Annotated in this window: 17 protein-coding genes and 4 tRNA genes; 16 read left to right on the top strand and 5 right to left on the bottom strand. The window is 44.2% G+C overall.

Annotated features, from left to right (window positions below; genetic code table 11):
• Positions 1-26 precede the first annotated feature (26 nt).
• The gene (cotF, locus tag MKY10_RS21685) at positions 27-509 is read right to left on the bottom strand and encodes a spore coat protein CotF (protein WP_003226906.1); all 483 of its coding nucleotides are present in this window, start codon (positions 507-509) and stop codon (positions 27-29) included.
• 145 nt (positions 510-654) lie between these two features.
• Here cotF and MKY10_RS21680 point away from each other — a divergent pair, with 145 nt between their 5' ends.
• The 4 genes from MKY10_RS21680 (at position 655) to rplI (ending at position 4,420) form a co-directional block, all read left to right on the top strand.
• Positions 655-804 (top strand): hypothetical protein, encoded by a 150-nt coding sequence (locus MKY10_RS21680; protein WP_003226909.1) that lies wholly within the window; start codon positions 655-657, stop codon positions 802-804.
• A gap of 224 nt (positions 805-1,028) precedes the next feature.
• Entirely contained in the window at positions 1,029-1,958 is a 930-nt protein-coding gene (locus MKY10_RS21675) for a YybS family protein (protein ID WP_003226911.1), read from the top strand.
• A gap of 36 nt (positions 1,959-1,994) precedes the next feature.
• Entirely contained in the window at positions 1,995-3,974 is a 1,980-nt protein-coding gene (gdpP, locus tag MKY10_RS21670) for a cyclic-di-AMP phosphodiesterase GdpP (RefSeq protein WP_003242517.1), read from the top strand.
• Positions 3,971-4,420: a 50S ribosomal protein L9 gene (gene rplI, locus MKY10_RS21665; protein WP_003226915.1), complete on the top strand. Its 450-nt coding sequence runs from the start codon at positions 3,971-3,973 to the stop codon at positions 4,418-4,420. Before gdpP ends, rplI begins: the two co-directional genes overlap by 4 nt.
• A gap of 35 nt (positions 4,421-4,455) precedes the next feature.
• Here the strand turns inward: rplI and MKY10_RS21660 are convergent, their stop codons facing one another.
• The 3 genes from MKY10_RS21660 to MKY10_RS21650 all read right to left on the bottom strand — a co-directional run bounded on the left by MKY10_RS21660 (position 4,456) and on the right by MKY10_RS21650 (position 8,034).
• Positions 4,456-6,507, bottom strand: a complete 2,052-nt coding sequence (locus MKY10_RS21660; protein WP_029318540.1) for a glycosyltransferase family 39 protein — start codon at positions 6,505-6,507, stop codon at positions 4,456-4,458.
• 105 nt (positions 6,508-6,612) lie between these two features.
• The gene (locus tag MKY10_RS21655) at positions 6,613-7,821 is read right to left on the bottom strand and encodes a CynX/NimT family MFS transporter (protein ID WP_015250805.1); all 1,209 of its coding nucleotides are present in this window, start codon (positions 7,819-7,821) and stop codon (positions 6,613-6,615) included.
• 72 nt (positions 7,822-7,893) lie between these two features.
• A complete protein-coding gene (locus MKY10_RS21650; protein ID WP_003242786.1) occupies positions 7,894-8,034 on the bottom strand; it encodes a YycC family protein in 141 nt (46 codons plus the stop codon).
• Positions 8,035-8,154: 120 nt separating this feature from the next.
• On the opposite strand from MKY10_RS21650, the gene MKY10_RS21645 reads away from it, so the two are divergent.
• Complete coding sequence (locus tag MKY10_RS21645) at positions 8,155-8,358, top strand: hypothetical protein (RefSeq protein WP_015250806.1); 204 nt, start codon at positions 8,155-8,157, stop codon at positions 8,356-8,358.
• A gap of 47 nt (positions 8,359-8,405) precedes the next feature.
• On the opposite strand, the gene MKY10_RS21640 is transcribed toward MKY10_RS21645, so the two are convergent.
• Positions 8,406-8,606 carry a DUF2188 domain-containing protein gene (locus tag MKY10_RS21640; RefSeq protein ID WP_003226922.1) on the bottom strand — a complete coding sequence of 67 codons (201 nt, stop codon included), beginning with the start codon at positions 8,604-8,606 and terminating at the stop codon, positions 8,406-8,408.
• Between the two features lie 169 nt (positions 8,607-8,775).
• Between MKY10_RS21640 and dnaB the strand changes: the two genes are divergently transcribed.
• The 11 genes from dnaB (at position 8,776) to walI (ending at position 17,946) form a co-directional block, all read left to right on the top strand.
• The gene (gene dnaB, locus MKY10_RS21635) at positions 8,776-10,140 is read left to right on the top strand and encodes a replicative DNA helicase (RefSeq protein WP_015715055.1); all 1,365 of its coding nucleotides are present in this window, start codon (positions 8,776-8,778) and stop codon (positions 10,138-10,140) included.
• A 121-nt stretch (positions 10,141-10,261) separates the two neighbouring features.
• Positions 10,262-10,681: a VOC family protein gene (locus tag MKY10_RS21630; RefSeq protein ID WP_061890971.1), complete on the top strand. Its 420-nt coding sequence runs from the start codon at positions 10,262-10,264 to the stop codon at positions 10,679-10,681.
• A 205-nt stretch (positions 10,682-10,886) separates the two neighbouring features.
• Entirely contained in the window at positions 10,887-12,179 is a 1,293-nt protein-coding gene (gene purA, locus MKY10_RS21625; RefSeq protein ID WP_003226929.1) for an adenylosuccinate synthase, read from the top strand.
• 224 nt (positions 12,180-12,403) lie between these two features.
• Positions 12,404-12,479: transfer RNA gene (locus MKY10_RS21620), tRNA-Lys, on the top strand.
• A gap of 9 nt (positions 12,480-12,488) precedes the next feature.
• Positions 12,489-12,560: transfer RNA gene (locus tag MKY10_RS21615), tRNA-Glu, on the top strand.
• Between the two features lie 81 nt (positions 12,561-12,641).
• A tRNA-Asp gene (locus tag MKY10_RS21610) sits at positions 12,642-12,718 on the top strand.
• A 35-nt stretch (positions 12,719-12,753) separates the two neighbouring features.
• Positions 12,754-12,826, top strand: a tRNA-Phe gene (locus tag MKY10_RS21605).
• 383 nt (positions 12,827-13,209) lie between these two features.
• Positions 13,210-13,917: a cell wall metabolism DNA-binding response regulator WalR gene (walR, locus tag MKY10_RS21600; RefSeq protein WP_003244363.1), complete on the top strand. Its 708-nt coding sequence runs from the start codon at positions 13,210-13,212 to the stop codon at positions 13,915-13,917.
• Positions 13,918-13,924: 7 nt separating this feature from the next.
• Positions 13,925-15,760, top strand: a complete 1,836-nt coding sequence (gene walK, locus MKY10_RS21595) for a cell wall metabolism sensor histidine kinase WalK (protein WP_069703964.1) — start codon at positions 13,925-13,927, stop codon at positions 15,758-15,760.
• Positions 15,750-17,117: a WalRK two-component regulatory system regulator WalH gene (gene walH / locus MKY10_RS21590; protein WP_003226936.1), complete on the top strand. Its 1,368-nt coding sequence runs from the start codon at positions 15,750-15,752 to the stop codon at positions 17,115-17,117. The genes walK and walH overlap by 11 nt, the downstream gene beginning before the upstream one ends.
• Positions 17,104-17,946, top strand: a complete 843-nt coding sequence (gene walI / locus MKY10_RS21585; protein WP_029318542.1) for a WalRK two-component regulatory system regulator WalI — start codon at positions 17,104-17,106, stop codon at positions 17,944-17,946. The genes walH and walI overlap by 14 nt, the downstream gene beginning before the upstream one ends.
• The last annotated feature ends 19 nt before the right edge of the window (positions 17,947-17,965 follow it).

Here is a 17,965-nt window from a genome sequence, read left to right as displayed (position 1 = left end):
AAGGGAAAACTCCTTTGCTGCTTGTTTTATTTCATTGAAATGGCTCTGTTGGCGTTTCTGACATCGTTTTTCAACAGTTCAGAAAGGTTGTAAGACGGATAATATCCATGCTGATACATGTATCGATAAACTTGGGCGTGCAGCTGGATGGCAGCATTCAGCTGTTTGACCAGTACGTTTCTTAATTGAGGTGTTGCTGTTTCTGTAATTGCGATGGCATAGCTGCGGACAGATGTTTTAGCAAAACCGAGCAGGTCACCGCTGTAAAATGGGTTATCTGCGCGTTCTTCTTCCTCATCTTCTCTGTGCGGAGCCTGTGGAAAGAACGGAAGAAGCTCTCTCAAATTTTGCTCAACGCTCTGAATAGACACGTTATAAAGCTGTCTGAGCTGAGGGTCTTTTACTTCTCTTATCATTTTCTTCAGTTTAATGAGTCCGTTTGATTGAAAAGCAACCAGCTCGTGCATTTCTAATGTTTCATGCCAAGCCAATGTTCTGCGTTCATCCATGTGAAAATTCTCCTTTATCGATCAGATTCCATATCAGCATATGCCCAACGCTCAATGTTGTTCATGATGTTTTGAAGTTTTTAAAAAGGGAAATTCACCTTATATAGGATACGTGTTGAGAACATGCACAAAGAGGTGAAACACAATGTGGGACATGATAAAGAACTTTTTCTTGTTTAGCAGCGGCGTTCTGCAAGCAACAACCCTTTTACTGGTGATCTTAATTTTTATGTATGTCAGAAAAACGAAAAAGAAAAACAAGGAATCTTCTGGCTTTATGGATGATAAACATTAATTGTGATGGGCATTCTTTTCAAAGAATGTCTTTTCATTTTTCATGTTTCACATGAAACATTAGCGTCATTTTACTTGCGATTTGGACTTATGTTAAAATATAAAAGTAAAATTTAGAGATGATATAAAAACATTCGGTGTAACGTATGTTGCAGCGATGAAAAAGAGCAGTCGTTTATGCTGCTCTTTTCTATTCGTATGTTCAGGATGATACGAGGTGACTAAGTGAAACAAACGAGAGCTTTAATGGAAGGTGCTATTTTAATCAGTCTGTTTGCGATCATCACGCTTCTGGTCGTTTATGTTCCTGTGATTGGAACAATTCTGTTATTTGCACTGCCGCTGCCAATGATCTTGTATACGATCAGACATGGATTGAAGCTAGGGATATGGATGGGCGCTGTCAGTCTTCCGGTTGTTTTTATTGTCGGGTCCTTTAACGGGCTTATTGTAGCTTTTATGTCAGCTTGCGCCGGCATTGCCATGGGACATTTTTTCAAAAGGAAAGAGCCCGGGCACGCCATTATTTCGGGCGCTCTTATTTATATGCTTAGTATTGTCTTCTATTTTGTGATAAGCATTCAGTTTTTGGGTATCAATATCATTGATGAGGCGATGACACAATACCGGCAATCTCTTGATATGGTAGAAACTGTAGCGAAGCAGTCGGGCAATGCTGGACAGTTTGAGAAGCAATTAAAACTGATGGAAGAACAATTGGGTATCGTTCAATATCTTTTTCCAACAGCTATTGTGATGGTAGGAGTTATTTTTTCTTTCCTCAGTTACCTTATCGCTAAGCCGCTCTTAAGGCGATTCTCCCCCGATATTCCTAATCTAAAGCCTTTTAGAGAGTTGAAGTTTCCGCAAAGTGTTGTAGTACTGTATTTGATTATTGTCATGCTTTCATTTTTGCCTTTAGAAAAAGGCCAAATGCTGTACTCTATCGCTTTAAATGGGGAGTTTATACTCGGGTTTCTGATTTTCATCCAAGGTTTATCATTTATCTTTTTCTATTGCCATAAGAAACAATATCCAAAGGCTGCGGCTGTGATTGCTGTCATACTTGGGTTTGTGCATCCGGTCTTCATGGCAGCCATTCGCATTTTAGGCGTTTTAGATATGGGCTTTCATATAAGGAATAAGGTGAAGTGAACATGAGTTTTACTCACATGGTGGGGAGTGATAGAAATGCCAAGCTTTTATGAAAAACCGCTGTTTCGGTATCCCATCTATGCATTGATTGCTCTGTCAATTATTACAATCCTCATCAGCTTTTATTTTAACTGGATATTAGGAACCGTCGAAGTGCTGCTGCTGGCAGTTATTTTGTTTTTTATTAAGCGTGCTGATTCTCTTATTCGACAAGAGATTGATGCTTATATTTCTACGTTGTCCTACAGGTTGAAAAAAGTCGGTGAAGAGGCATTGATGGAAATGCCGATTGGAATCATGCTTTTTAATGACCAATATTATATAGAATGGGCAAATCCGTTTCTTTCCTCTTGCTTTAATGAAAGCACTTTAGTGGGGAGATCACTTTACGATACTTGTGAATCGGTAGTGCCGCTTATCAAACAAGAGGTGGAATCGGAAACGGTTACATTGAATGACCGCAAGTTTAGGGTTGTCATCAAACGGGATGAACGTCTCTTATATTTCTTTGATGTAACAGAACAAATCCAGATTGAAAAGCTATATGAAAACGAAAGAACCGTCCTGGCATATATTTTCCTTGATAACTATGATGATGTGACACAAGGATTGGATGACCAGACGAGAAGCACGATGAACAGCCAGGTGACATCTTTGCTGAACGCTTGGGCGCAGGAGTACGGGATCTTCTTGAAAAGGACGTCTTCAGAACGCTTTATTGCTGTACTTAATGAACACATCTTAACTGAACTCGAAAATTCAAAGTTTTCGATTCTTGATGAAGTGCGGGAAAAAACCTCGTTTGACGGTGTAGCGCTGACGTTAAGCGTCGGTGTCGGGGCTTCAGTTTCTTCCCTGAAAGAACTTGGCGATTTGGCGCAATCCAGCTTGGACTTAGCACTGGGACGCGGCGGAGACCAGGTAGCCATTAAGCTGCCAAACGGCAAGGTGAAGTTTTACGGCGGTAAAACAAACCCAATGGAGAAACGAACAAGGGTGCGGGCCCGCGTGATTTCTCACGCCTTAAAGGAAATCGTCACCGAAAGCAGCAATGTGATTATCATGGGGCATAAATTCCCCGACATGGATTCTATCGGCGCAGCGATCGGGATTTTAAAGGTGGCTCAGGCAAATAACAAAGATGGTTTTATCGTGATTGACCCAAATCAAATCGGATCAAGTGTGCAGCGTTTGATTGGGGAAATCAAAAAATATGAAGAACTGTGGTCAAGATTTATTACGCCTGAAGAAGCAATGGAGATTTCCAATGATGACACACTGCTTGTGATCGTTGATACACATAAGCCGTCACTCGTCATGGAGGAACGGCTGGTCAATAAAATTGAACATATCGTGGTCATCGACCATCACCGAAGAGGTGAGGAGTTTATCAGAGATCCGCTGCTTGTTTATATGGAACCATACGCTTCTTCCACAGCGGAATTGGTGACAGAGCTGCTTGAATATCAGCCGAAGCGTTTAAAAATCAATATGATTGAAGCAACAGCCCTATTAGCTGGTATAATAGTGGATACAAAGAGCTTTTCTCTCCGCACGGGCTCGCGGACTTTCGATGCGGCTTCTTATTTAAGGGCAAAAGGCGCCGACACGGTGCTGGTGCAGAAGTTCCTGAAAGAAACCGTTGATTCCTATATTAAACGGGCGAAGCTGATCCAGCATACGGTCCTCTATAAAGATAACATTGCGATTGCTTCTCTTCCTGAAAATGAAGAGGAATACTTCGATCAAGTGCTGATTGCGCAGGCTGCCGATTCGCTGCTGTCGATGAGTGAGGTTGAAGCTTCATTTGCGGTGGCGAGACGGGATGAACAAACGGTTTGTATCAGTGCGCGGTCGCTTGGCGAGGTAAATGTTCAGATCATCATGGAGGCCCTGGAAGGCGGAGGGCATTTAACAAATGCGGCGACTCAGTTGTCCGGCATTTCAGTTTCTGAAGCGCTGGAACGGCTGAAGCACGCCATAGATGAGTATTTTGAGGGAGGCGTACAGAGATGAAGGTTATTTTCTTACAAGATGTAAAAGGAAAAGGAAAAAAAGGCGAAGTCAAAAACGTAGCAGACGGTTATGCGCATAACTTTCTAATTAAAAAAGGCCTCGCGGTTGAAGCGAACGCGTCAAACATCAGCGCGCTAAACGGACAAAAGCAGAAAGAGAAAAAAGAAGCCATTGCTGAGCTTGAGCAGGCTAAGAGCTTGAAAGAGACATTAGAAAAACTGACTGTTGAGCTTAGCGCAAAATCAGGTGAGGGCGGCCGTTTATTTGGCTCAGTGACAAGCAAGCAAATCACTGAACAGCTCCAAAAAGACCATAACATTAAAGTAGATAAGCGGAAGCTTGAACTGCCGGACGGCATTCGTGCATTAGGATATACAAACGTGCCTGTGAAGCTGCATCCTGAAGTGCAGGCTGTGTTAAAGGTACATGTAAAAGAAGAAGCTTAATAGAAAAGAGGCTTGGATTCATCCAAGCCTCTTTTTTATTCCACGAGATAAAGAGTTTGCTGGCTTTCTCCGCCAGGTCCTCCTCGCATTCCCTGCACGCTGTTCGTGCTGCTGGAGGAACCGCTGTACTCGTCAGATGTTATTTCTTTTCCGTTTTTCTTAATCCAGGAAACAAGTTCGCTGTTGCCTGAGTTGTTTTCTGACAGAAGGAAGTATTTCACTTTGCCTTCTTTGATCAGTTTTTTCAGTTCCGACACACTCAGAATGGGATCCGTGCCGTTAAATCCGCCCATTGCCATAACAGATTCATTTTCGTAAATGATGTATGGCGCAGCTGTTACGGTTGTCAAAGTAGCAAATAAGTATTCTTCGCCGGTATTGTGTTTTCTCAGATAGGACAGGAGCCCGCTGTCGACCTCTGAAGAGAACATGTTCCCGCCGTTTGCTGAGCCTTTGAGCTGCGGGCCGGATTCAGGAAGGACGCTGTTGCCACCGTATAGAAGCGGCGTTGCTGACCAGTAAACAGGTGTGAGAAGCAGAACGCACAAGCTGATGATGGTCAGCAGCTTACTGAACGGATGGCTGCGTTTAAGCATCAGAAGTGCAAGGGTGATGCCCAGCCCTAAGAGCCCCAGGACATACATCCATACACTGCCGATTTGGCTTGTATAAGCGCTCAGAATATACATCTGAAACACGGCTGTGATCAAGACGGCTGCCGGCAGAAGATAGCTGGACCAGTCTTTATTATTTTTGTATAAGCGGTGCATCGTATACCATCCGATACCAGAAAGGGCGGCAATCGGCGGTGCCAGCATAATCAAATAATACTGGTGGAAGAATCCTGCGATGCTGAAGAAACCAGCCACGGGAACAAGCCAAGCCGCCCAGAATAGCGTTTCTTTCATTTTAGCAGCATGTCCGCGGCGATCACGGTACCAGCTGACGATTGCGCCCAGTAATCCGATCAATGAGAATGGAAGCATCCAGCTGATTTGGCCGGAAAGTGCTGATTGGAAAAGACGAAGCGGGCCAGGATCACCGGTGCCGAACATATTCATGCTTTTTCCGCCGTCAGGCCCTCCATTTCCAGGCCCGTTGCCACCTGTGGGAGGTGTGCCTCCGCCTCCATTGAGAGCGCCGGTTTGTCCGTTAGGCGGCTGAGGCGCCTGTGAATGGTTTCCGAATGATTGATTTCCGTTCTGAGAAAAAGATGAACCGTTGCCATTTGGCGCTTGCATGTTGTCTTGATTCTGCATGTTCCCTCCGCCAGCAGCATTCATATCACCCTTTGCAAGGCCCGTAGTTTGCCCAAGCAGACGCTCTGTGCCGTTGTAGCCAAAGGCCAGTTCTAGCACTGAGTTAGTCTGGCTGCTTCCTACATAAGGCCGGCTTGAGGAAGAGGCTGAATCCACTGCAATCGCCCATGAGAGTGAAAGGCCTGTCAGAAGGACAAGAGACAGAAGCAGGGACCCGATTTTTTTCTTCAGAGAAACCCGAGATGCAATCAGGTAGAATAACACAAATGCAGGCAATACCATAAACGCTTGCATCATCTTCATATTAAAGGCGAGCCCAATCAGGGCAAATGCTGTCAGCAGCCAAACCAGCTTACCTTGTTTTACTGCCCTAAGCAGACAAGCTGAACCGAGCAATAAGGTAAAAACAAGCATGCTGTCGATATTGTTTGTCCGGCTGACAGCTACTGCGATAGGGGTCAGTGCCATGACAAGTGCGGCAATGCGGGCCGCTCCAATTCCAAAAGTCGGCTTAATCATTCTGTAGAGAAGGAATACAGACCCAACTCCGGCAAGAGCCTGGGGAATGATGACACTCCACGTGTGAACACCGAAAATCAGTGCGAAAATCGTTTGAATCCATAACACGACAGGAGGCTTATCTACTGTCACAAATCCAGAAGGGTCAAATGACGCATAAAAGAAATTATGGAAGCTTTGCGTCATGCTTTTTACAGCCGCCAAATAGTACTGGTTCGCTGTATCATCCTGCCAAATGTGATACGTATTCAAAAAAGCTGCTCCCAGCAAAATAAAAATAAGGGCTGCGTCGAATCGTTTGGTTTTCATCGTTTTTCACCTCTTTATGGTGTCTAATTGTAAAAAACAAATATGAAAAACTTATGAATAAACCATAAATATTCAAAGAAAAAAGCGGAGATATTTTCCCCGCTTTTATGCTGAATTTCTTTGTTTTTCTGACTGGAAAATGTATCGATCTCGTCCGGCTTCCTGTCCGGCTGCTCCCATTACGATCAGGGCAGCAATGAGAAGCACAATCGGCATCGTCCAAGAATGCGTCTGGTCAAAGAGATAGCCGACAAAGATTGGCCCGACTGCTGCCAGCAGGTAGCCGAATGACTGAGACATGCCTGACAGCGCAGCGGCCTGTTGGGCATTTTCACTGCGGAGACCAATCAAAGTGAGCGCCAGACTAATGCTGGAGCCTTGTCCGATACCGATAATGATCATCCAGATGGCAAGCAATGTATGGCTTCCGCCCGCTAATAATCCGCAAAGGCCGATCAGATAAACTGAGGCCAGCGCCGCAACGATACCGCGCTGCTGTTTCACACGGTCAGCTAAAACTGGTGTCAGAAAAGTGGAAGGCAGACTCGCAAATTGCATGAGTGATACCATCCATCCGGCTGTTGCCGTGTCAATCCCGTGTGAACGGAGGATTTCAGGAAACCAAGCGATGCTGCTGTAAAATAAAAACGATTGCAGGCCCATAAAGATGGTGACATACCATGCCATTTTGGAAGCCCAAATGGAACTGGATTGCAGCTTCATTGTCTGGTTTGCCGTATCTCGATGGCGCAGCTGAGGTATCCAGATCAGCAATGCAAGCAAAGCCAGCCCGCCCCATAAGAGAAAGGCTTGTTTCCATCCGCCATTCATCTGGGTCGCTAAAGGAACGCTGACACCCGATGCTAAAGCTGCGAATATATTCATTGATGTCGTATACAGGCTGATCATGATCCCTGGCTTTTCAGGGTATTTATGTTTGATTAAGCTTGGCAAAAGTACGTTACCAATCGCAATCCCGACGCCGATAAGTGCCGTTCCGAAAAACAAAGCGGCAGTATAACCGGTAGAACGAGTCAAAACACCGATAAGCAGTATCACGAGACCTAGCCATAAAGTTCGCTCATTTCCGAGGCGCTGTCCAACCTTAGGTGCAAGCGGAGAAAGAACTGCAAACGAAAGCAGCGGCAGTGCGGTCAAAAAACCGGCTGCCCCATTGGACATGTGCAGCTCTGCCCGGATAGAGCTGATGACCGGACCGACTGAAGTGATCGCGGGCCGTAAGTTAAAGGCGATAAAGATAATGCCGGTGATCAGCCAAAATGATTGGATTTTTTTATTATGTGGATGTGGCAAAGCAGTTACTCCTCTTTTCTAACATATACATGATATTATCCCGAAACAGGTAAGCAAGTATGTGAATGAAGGCTATGATTTGTCCTCTTTTTGCAGTTCAGCCATTTTGGCAAGCAGAATATGCTGAGGCATATGCATGATCTGTTCAAGCGGCAGATTCAAGGACTCTGCAAGCTTTTGTGCAGTTTCAGCAGAAATTTGCAAAGGTCTCACAAAAGATCCCTCCTCTCTTCTGTCCATTGTACAAGAATCAGATGTGAAATGTAAGAAGATGTCACAAAGGAATAGAGCAATCGGAAAATGACCGTTATAAAAGAGGTAAGGAGGGTTCTTATGCACGCACCGTTGTCTTTATTAAAACAAATGCTGAAGGAACACCAAATAGACACTGAAAAAGCTGTCACTTTCGAAGAATATATAGCAGTGAGGCTAAAGCTTCAGGAGCTGATGGGGAAATTTGCTTCGATCGGGGAGTGGGATCTGTATCAAAAAGCGGCAGATTTGATGATGCACATAGGCATCCAATGGATGAAATAAACCGATAACCGCTAAAAAACCCTCGCTGCAGCGAAGGCTTTCATTCATTAAAATGAGTGTTCTTCTTCCACATTTTTAAACTGGTCATAAATTACAAGCTTAGACGGACTGTTTTCCTTAGCCACCTGTTTGGCCTTTTCAATAGCGGCGTCTTTAGACGTATACAAAGCTGTCGGCGCTACATTCTCCACCTCAATAAACCAGCCGTCCGCATCAACATTAGGCGTAATCGCATATTTCTTTATCATCTTTCATTCCTCCCTCATGTTTTATTGCATTTTTCCCGCCTTGTTACTGTCCGAAACGATCCAATCTGCTAACTGAAAAAAACAGGAAACAGACAATTTTTCTATTTTTTTTCTGTAGAAATGGTAGAATGGAGGTTGGAGATTTTTTAATGAGAGGACGGTGCTTAGCATGACAGACCTTCTGAATGACCGGCTTCCTCCGCAAAATATAGAAGCCGAACAAGCCGTGTTAGGCGCTATTTTTTTACAGCCGTCTGCTTTAACACTGGCTTCAGAAGTATTGATTCCAGATGATTTCTATAGAATGTCCCACCAAAAAATCTATAATGCGATGCTGGTGCTCGGTGACCGAGGTGAACCGGTTGATCTGGTGACAGTAACATCAGAGCTTGCGAACACAGACCTGCTGGAAGAAGTAGGCGGCATTTCATATTTGACAGATATCGCAAACTCGGTGCCGACAGCGGCTAACATAGAATATTACGCGAAAATCGTTGAGGAAAAATCGATTCTTCGCCGATTAATCAGAACTGCGACAACGATTGCTCAAGACGGGTATACCCGTGAGGATGAGGTCGAGGATTTGCTCAGTGAAGCGGAAAAAACGATTATGGAAGTGGCACAGCGCAAAAACACGAGTGCCTTCCAAAATATTAAGGACGTCCTTGTCCAGACCTATGATAATATCGAACAGCTTCATAATCGAAAAGGTGATATCACGGGAATTCCAACAGGGTTTACGGAGCTTGACCGGATGACTGCGGGTTTCCAGCGCAACGACTTGATCATTGTGGCTGCCCGTCCGTCAGTAGGGAAAACAGCCTTTGCCCTGAACATCGCACAAAACGTGGCGACAAAGACCGATGAGAGCGTAGCAATTTTCAGTCTTGAGATGGGTGCCGAGCAGCTCGTTATGCGTATGCTCTGTGCCGAGGGAAATATCAATGCCCAGAATCTCCGTACAGGTAACCTGACCGAAGAGGATTGGGGCAAGCTGACGATGGCAATGGGAAGCCTGTCGAACAGCGGGATTTACATCGACGATACACCGGGTATTCGAGTGAGTGAAATCCGTGCCAAGTGCCGCCGCTTAAAGCAGGAAAGCGGGCTGGGCATGATTTTGATCGATTACCTGCAATTGATTCAGGGAAGCGGTCGTTCAAAGGACAACCGTCAGCAGGAGGTATCTGAAATTTCCCGTGAACTGAAGTCGATTGCCAGGGAGCTGCAAGTCCCTGTTATCGCCCTTTCTCAGCTTTCCAGGGGTGTTGAGCAGCGTCAGGATAAACGTCCGATGATGTCTGATATCCGGGAATCAGGAAGTATCGAGCAGGACGCGGATATTGTCGCGTTCCTTTATCGTGATGACTACTATGACAAAGAAACCGAGAATAAAAATATTATCGAAATTATTATCGCCAAACAGCGTAACGGCCCGGTAGGAACCGTGTCTCTTGCGTTCGTAAAAGAATACAACAAATTCGTCAACCTGGAACGGCGTTTTGATGAAGCAGGCGTTCCGCCCGGCGCATAGGCCCCAAGAGCTGCTCTTGGGGTTTTTTTTCATTCGAAAGATGGAAGAAATACCGTTCGCTCAGCGGATGAAAATTTGAAAGCGTTTTAATAAAATGGTGCAAAAAGGAGATGGTAACAATATGGGAAAACGTTTTTCGTCTTTTCAAGCAGCACAAATCCGAATTGCGCGTCCTACGGGCCAGCTTGATGAGATTATTCGTTTTTACGAAGAGGGACTGTGTTTGAAACGAATAGGAGAATTTTCAAAGCATAACGGGTATGACGGTGTCATGTTCGGCCTTCCTCATGCCGATTATCATTTGGAATTCACCCAGTATGAAGGGGGAAGCACTGCCCCCGTTCCCCATTCCGACAGCCTTCTTGTTTTTTATGTGCCGAATGCAGTTGAACTGGCAGCGATCACTTCAAAGCTAAAGCACATGGGCTATCAAGAGGTCGAATCAGAGAACCCGTACTGGAGCAATGGGGGCGTGACGATAGAGGACCCGGACGGCTGGCGGGTCGTTTTTATGAATTCAAAAGGGATATCAGGCAAGTGATTCTTTCTTATGCTAAAGGATGAAAGTTTCGCAAGCTTTTTATGACAAAACCGTGAGAAAACGCTTATAAAACGAATGAAAGCGAACGAATATAGATTTACAATAATTTAATGTTCGGATTTACAATTGACTTTCTGTTTCTTCACTGATAAACTTGATTTGTTTGAATAGAATCGTTTTGAAAGGTTAACGGAGGTGCACGGACATGTCTTCAGTAGTTGTAGTAGGTACGCAATGGGGCGATGAAGGAAAAGGTAAAATTACAGATTTCCTATCAGAAAATGCAGAAGTGATCGCCCGTTATCAAGGCGGAAATAACGCAGGGCATACAATCAAGTTTGACGGAATCACATATAAGCTTCACTTAATCCCGTCTGGAATTTTCTATAAGGATAAAACGTGTGTAATCGGAAACGGAATGGTTGTAGATCCGAAAGCATTAGTCACAGAGCTTGCGTATCTTCATGAGCGCAACGTGAGTACAGATAACCTGAGAATCAGCAACAGAGCTCACGTCATTTTGCCGTATCATTTGAAATTGGATGAAGTGGAAGAAGAGCGTAAAGGGGCTAACAAGATCGGCACAACGAAAAAAGGAATCGGCCCTGCTTACATGGATAAAGCAGCCCGCATCGGAATTCGCATCGCGGATCTGTTAGACCGTGACGCGTTTGCGGAAAAGCTTGAGCGCAATCTTGAAGAAAAAAACCGTCTTCTCGAGAAAATGTACGAGACAGAAGGGTTTAAACTTGAGGATATCTTAGACGAATATTATGAGTACGGCCAGCAGATTAAAAAATATGTTTGCGATACATCTGTTGTCTTAAACGATGCTCTTGATGAAGGGCGCCGTGTATTATTTGAAGGCGCACAAGGGGTTATGCTCGATATCGACCAAGGAACATACCCGTTTGTTACGTCATCTAACCCGGTTGCCGGCGGTGTCACGATCGGTTCTGGTGTCGGCCCGACCAAAATCAAGCACGTTGTCGGTGTATCAAAAGCATACACGACTCGTGTCGGCGACGGTCCTTTCCCGACTGAGCTGAAAGATGAAATCGGCGATCAAATCCGTGAAGTCGGACGCGAATATGGAACAACAACAGGCCGCCCGCGCCGTGTCGGCTGGTTTGACAGCGTTGTTGTCCGCCACGCCCGCCGTGTGAGCGGAATTACAGATCTTTCTCTGAACTCAATTGACGTCCTAACAGGAATTGAAACGTTGAAAATCTGTGTGGCGTACCGCTACAAAGGCGAAATCATTGAAGAATTCCCAGCAAGTCTTAAGGCACTTGCTGAATGTGAGCCGGTTTATGAAGAAATGCCAGGCTGGACTGAGGATATTACAGGTGCGAAGAGCTTGAGCGAGCTTCCGGAAAATGCGCGCCATTATCTTGAGCGTGTGTCTCAGCTGACAGGCATTCCGCTTTCTATTTTCTCTGTCGGTCCAGACCGCTCACAAACAAATGTCCTTCGCAGTGTGTACCGTGCGAACTAAATAGAATATGTCTGCAAGCCCCTATATAAGGGGCTTGTTTTTTGTTTGAAAGCTGCATATAAGTTGGTCTGAGAAAAAAATATGAAAAAAAACCAAAAAAGTTATTGCCACTTCTATTTGTTCGTGATATTATAAATCTCGTTGTTACGGAAACTGCTTCAATAGAGTACAAGATGAGAACTAGATCTAAGTCGTTTGCTCTATAGAAATTCCGACATCTTTAAGAGCCATTAGCTCAGTTGGTAGAGCATCTGACTTTTAATCAGAGGGTCGAAGGTTCGAGTCCTTCATGGCTCACCATTTCGTGAAGGCCCGTTGGTCAAGCGGTTAAGACACCGCCCTTTCACGGCGGTAACACGGGTTCGAATCCCGTACGGGTCATTGATTTACTTTAGCGTTATTGCTAAATTCCTTATTTGTCTGTGAGAGCTGACACGACAGCTCTCCGGGCAATTACTGTAAGGTCCGGTAGTTCAGTTGGTTAGAATGCCTGCCTGTCACGCAGGAGGTCGCGGGTTCGAGTCCCGTCCGGACCGCCATTTTACTTTACTTAGTAGAGAAAAATAAAACATTTGGCTCGGTAGCTCAGTTGGTAGAGCAACGGACTGAAAATCCGTGTGTCGGCGGTTCGATTCCGTCCCGAGCCACTTACCAAACGCATCTGCAATCGTAGGTGCGTTTTTTCTTTTAGGAAAAAGGCAAACATGAGGAGTGTTATAATAGAAGAAAAAGGGAGAACCGGCCCTGCGGCCGGTTCAAAGAAGAAGACGTCATTGATAAAGACGCACTCCGGTGAGGGGAGGTTTCAATAAAGTTATCTTTTTTAAAAAAAGTTGACCAGCATGACAATAGATAAACAACTGGCGATAAAGGTGAAACATGTGTTTTTTTTCTAAACCTTTATTTTTTTTATCTTTTGACCTTAAACCGTTATAATAGACAAGGACCCATTCTTTACATGGGCCATAAGTGATGAAACGAATGTTATATAGATGAAATGAAGTCATTCGGCAGGAGGAAAATCAAAATGATGGATAAAAAGATCCTTGTAGTAGATGATGAAAAACCGATTGCAGATATATTGGAATTTAACTTAAGAAAAGAAGGCTATGAAGTGCACTGTGCCCACGACGGAAACGAAGCCGTTGAAATGGTAGAAGAGCTTCAGCCTGATTTAATTCTTTTAGATATTATGCTCCCGAATAAAGACGGCGTTGAAGTATGCCGCGAAGTCAGAAAGAAATACGATATGCCAATCATTATGCTGACGGCTAAGGATTCAGAAATTGACAAGGTTATCGGGCTTGAAATCGGTGCTGATGACTATGTCACAAAACCATTCAGCACACGCGAGCTCTTGGCACGTGTAAAAGCGAACCTGCGTCGCCAGCTGACAACAGCGCCTGCGGAGGAAGAGCCTTCCTCTAACGAGATTCATATCGGCTCTCTCGTTATCTTCCCTGACGCGTACGTTGTATCAAAACGAGACGAAACAATCGAATTGACTCATCGTGAGTTCGAATTGCTTCATTATTTAGCAAAACATATCGGACAAGTGATGACCCGTGAACATTTGCTTCAAACCGTTTGGGGCTATGATTACTTCGGCGATGTCAGAACGGTTGACGTAACAGTCCGCCGGCTTCGTGAAAAAATCGAGGACAACCCGAGCCATCCAAATTGGATCGTCACACGCCGCGGTGTAGGTTATTACTTGAGAAACCCAGAACAGGACTAATGCCCATATGAATAAGGTTGGTTTTTTTCGGTCGATCCAATTTAAGATTACCTTGATTTATGTGCTTTTGATTATCATTGCCATGCAAATCATTGGTGTGTATTTTGTCAATCAGGTAGAGAAGTCGCTGATCAGCTCTTATGAACAATCGCTGAATCAGCGAATCGACAACCTTTCTTATTATATCGAACAAGAATATAAGAGCGATAACGACAGTACCGTCATAAAGGATGACGTCAGCCGTATTTTGAATGACTTCACGAAAAGTGATGAGGTTCGGGAAATTAGCTTTGTAGATAAAAGCTATGAAGTGGTCGGTTCTTCAAAGCCGTACGGTGAGGAAGTGGCTGGGAAACAAACGACCGATCTGATTTTCAAAAGAATTTTTTCTACCAAACAGTCGTATTTAAGAAAATATTATGACCCGAAAAGCAAAATCAGAGTTCTTATTTCCGCGAAGCCCGTCATGACTGAAAACCAAGAGGTTGTCGGCGCGATCTATGTTGTCGCGAGTATGGAAGATGTCTTTAATCAAATGAAGACGATCAACACGATATTGGCGTCCGGCACAGGTTTGGCACTTGTTTTGACGGCTCTTCTCGGTATTTTTCTAGCAAGAACCATTACCCACCCGCTTTCAGATATGCGAAAGCAGGCGATGGAGCTTGCGAAAGGGAATTTCTCTAGGAAGGTTAAAAAGTACGGGCATGATGAAATTGGGCAGCTGGCCACAACGTTTAACCACTTAACGAGAGAGCTTGAAGATGCCCAGGCGATGACTGAAGGAGAACGCAGAAAGCTAGCCTCTGTCATTGCCTATATGACAGACGGCGTAATCGCTACAAACCGAAATGGAGCGATTATTCTCTTAAACAGCCCGGCGCTGGAGCTGTTGAACGTTTCACGTGAAACAGCCTTAGAAATGCCGATTACGAGTTTGCTGGGGCTTCAAGAGAATTATACTTTTGAAGATTTAGTGGAGCAGCAGGATTCTATGCTGCTTGAAATTGAGCGCGATGATGAATTAACGGTGCTTCGCGTGAATTTCTCTGTGATTCAAAGGGAACACGGCAAAATTGATGGTTTAATCGCTGTCATTTACGATGTAACCGAACAAGAGAAAATGGATCAGGAACGCAGAGAATTCGTTGCGAATGTATCACATGAGCTGCGGACGCCGCTTACGACAATGCGCAGCTATTTAGAAGCGTTAGCTGAAGGCGCGTGGGAAAATAAAGACATTGCTCCGCGCTTCTTAATGGTGACGCAAAATGAAACAGAGCGTATGATCCGACTTGTCAATGATCTGCTTCAGCTGTCGAAATTTGACAGTAAGGATTATCAATTTAACCGGGAATGGATTCAGATTGTCCGGTTTATGTCGCTTATTATTGACCGTTTTGAAATGACAAAAGAGCAGCATGTGGAGTTTATCCGTAATCTGCCGGACAGAGATCTGTACGTCGAGATCGACCAGGATAAAATTACGCAGGTGCTCGATAATATTATTTCTAACGCTTTAAAATATTCACCGGAAGGCGGACATGTCACGTTCTCGATTGATGTCATTGAAGAGGAAGAACTTCTCTATATCAGCGTGAAGGATGAAGGGATCGGCATTCCGAAAAAAGATGTCGAAAAAGTCTTTGACCGCTTCTACAGGGTGGATAAAGCGAGAACGAGAAAACTTGGCGGCACCGGTCTGGGATTGGCGATTGCCAAGGAAATGGTACAGGCGCACGGCGGAGATATTTGGGCGGACAGCATAGAAGGAAAAGGCACGACGATTACATTTACTCTTCCATATAAAGAGGAACAAGAGGATGATTGGGATGAAGCGTGAAAATATAAAAACGATATTACTTACGGTACTCGTCGTCATCAGTCTTGTTTTTACATGGGGGATATGGACGTTCCAGCCAAACTTTTCTGAAGGCTCATCCTCAACAGAGTCTACTGTTCGTGTGAAACATAAAATCGAAAAAACCACTCAAAAGCTGTCTGAAACGGTAAGGCCAAGGGACATGTTTATCCATGATGACGGCGCTCATTACAAAGTGGATGACAATGCCCTCTATGAAGAAATTTGGTCTGACTTGCCACATTGGGATGTGAAAGGAATTAAAGATATTTCGGATCAGTATGACAAGGCTGGATTCAAAAGCTGGTTTTATGGAATAGGCGGTTCTGAAGCCAAGCTTGACTTGCAATTCAGCGATACGATTCCGATTGATATTTTCCAAACGCTGTTTAAATGGTCTAATCAGTCGTTTGAATACAGTTCGTTTGACCATATTCTGATCCCGTTCAATGAAACAAAAGCGAACAAGAAAATCTATTTGGTGTCTTACAGCAAACAGCTCATTCTTGAAGTGACGGTTGAGTCAGCAAACTACCGGAACATTATGAACGACTTGAAAAACAGGCAATCAAATATGCCGGCGTTCAGTTTGTTCTCCATTGGCTCAAAGAAAGAGTTCTTGCTGCCGAACAAACCGCTTACGATGGACAAAAAAGAATTTGTCACAGAATCGATTAAAACAAATACCTTTAAGCAGGCTTTGTTTAGTGATCCGAGCATTGTAAGAGAAGATTCGAATTACAACAACAGAAATGTGCTGACAGATGGGATCAGCCGGTTAGATGTGAATCTAAGTCAGCGACAGGTGCAATTTCAGCAGCGCAATTTGGTGCAGAGCACATCCTATCAAACAGGTGAATTAATCAAAAAGAGCCAAAAATACCTTGAGGATACCGGAAGCTGGACGGATCACTATCAATTTTTCAATATCAATGACAGCCAGCAGCTGAGCTTCTATATCTTTATGGATCAGATCCCGGTCATTAACAGCACCGCCAAACCTTTCGGAGCGACATCGGCGATTACGGTGCAATGGGCGAATGATGATATTCTCAGCTATAAGCGGCCGAATTACAGTCTCGGAACGAATCCAATTAAAACAAGTGAAACAGAGCTCATGAGCGGCAGCGAAGTGAAGATGCTGCTTTCTAAACAAACCGCTTATGATACGGACAAAATTGATCAGATCTTCCTTGCTTATCAATTGGTATCAACATCAACCAACGATGATCCTCTCGTTGAACTGGAACCGGTTTGGGCGATGAAAGTAAATGGAAAAATTGTGCCGATTACAAAGGATTTATTGAGGAAGGAGGGGGCTAACAGTGGAGTGGAATAAGACAAAATCAATCTTCATCGTTGCCTTCCTCATTTTAGATATTTTCTTAGGCTATCAGTTTTTTCAAAAATGGCAGGCTACCGGCAAAGAATATGAAGTCATTAAAAATGATGTCGAGCATGACATGAAGGCCGATCATATCACGTATGAAGGCTTGAATAAGGAAGCGACAGAAGGCTATCGGATCACGGCAAATCAAAAAGCCTTCACCAAGGAGGAAATTGAGGCGCTGAAGGATCAAAAGCCTTTGATGGACATGCCTAGTGATGATCATAAAGTAACGAGCCTGAAAATGAAGTTTGCAAATCCAATAGCCCTATCAAAGAAGGATATCGAGGACGATGCTCAGGCACTTGTTTCTTCAAAGATTCAAGATGGCGAAAAATATAAGCTTTGGAAGGTTAATAAATCGAAGAAAGAAATTATTTTCTTCCAAACGTACGAAGGCCATTATATTTACCAAAAGACCGATAATCCCGCTAATATGATCGGGCAAGTGGTATTGCACTTAAACGGTAAAAACGAGGTTGTGTCGTACGACCAGACAACGCTTGAGACCTTCAAGCAAATCCAGAAAGAAAGCTTAATTACTGAAATGGATGCGGTTGAGCTATTGTACTATCAAAATCAATTAAAAGAATACAGCACTGTGAAGAGCTGTAAATTCGGCTATGTAGCACAATATCCACTGACAAGTACGCAGGTGCTGGCGCCGGTATGGAGAATTACGGTCGAGTACGAGAAAAAAGTGAACGGTGAGAAAAAGACAGTACAAGAGTATTTTACTGTGAATGCTTTGGAGAGTACGATTTTAGATACAGATCAATGAAAATAATGGAGTGAGACAA

This window comes from Bacillus sp. FSL P4-0290, assembly GCF_037975435.1.
Taxonomy (GTDB): domain Bacteria; phylum Bacillota; class Bacilli; order Bacillales; family Bacillaceae; genus Bacillus; species Bacillus subtilis.
Note: the sequence above shows the minus strand (reverse complement) of the source record. Positions and strands in the feature narration are given on the sequence as shown.

Coding starts and splice junctions, on each gene's coding strand:
- cotF (WP_003226906.1), bottom strand. CDS start 509: ATGGATGAACGCAGAACATTGGCTTGGCATGAAACATTAGAAATGCAC.
- MKY10_RS21680 (WP_003226909.1), top strand. CDS start 655: ATGTGGGACATGATAAAGAACTTTTTCTTGTTTAGCAGCGGCGTTCTG.
- gdpP (WP_003242517.1), top strand. CDS start 1,995: ATGCCAAGCTTTTATGAAAAACCGCTGTTTCGGTATCCCATCTATGCA.
- rplI (WP_003226915.1), top strand. CDS start 3,971: ATGAAGGTTATTTTCTTACAAGATGTAAAAGGAAAAGGAAAAAAAGGC.
- MKY10_RS21660 (WP_029318540.1), bottom strand. CDS start 6,507: ATGAAAACCAAACGATTCGACGCAGCCCTTATTTTTATTTTGCTGGGA.
- MKY10_RS21645 (WP_015250806.1), top strand. CDS start 8,155: ATGCACGCACCGTTGTCTTTATTAAAACAAATGCTGAAGGAACACCAA.
- MKY10_RS21640 (WP_003226922.1), bottom strand. CDS start 8,606: ATGATAAAGAAATATGCGATTACGCCTAATGTTGATGCGGACGGCTGG.
- dnaB (WP_015715055.1), top strand. CDS start 8,776: ATGACAGACCTTCTGAATGACCGGCTTCCTCCGCAAAATATAGAAGCC.
- MKY10_RS21630 (WP_061890971.1), top strand. CDS start 10,262: ATGGGAAAACGTTTTTCGTCTTTTCAAGCAGCACAAATCCGAATTGCG.
- purA (WP_003226929.1), top strand. CDS start 10,887: ATGTCTTCAGTAGTTGTAGTAGGTACGCAATGGGGCGATGAAGGAAAA.
- walR (WP_003244363.1), top strand. CDS start 13,210: ATGGATAAAAAGATCCTTGTAGTAGATGATGAAAAACCGATTGCAGAT.
- walK (WP_069703964.1), top strand. CDS start 13,925: ATGAATAAGGTTGGTTTTTTTCGGTCGATCCAATTTAAGATTACCTTG.
- walH (WP_003226936.1), top strand. CDS start 15,750: ATGAAGCGTGAAAATATAAAAACGATATTACTTACGGTACTCGTCGTC.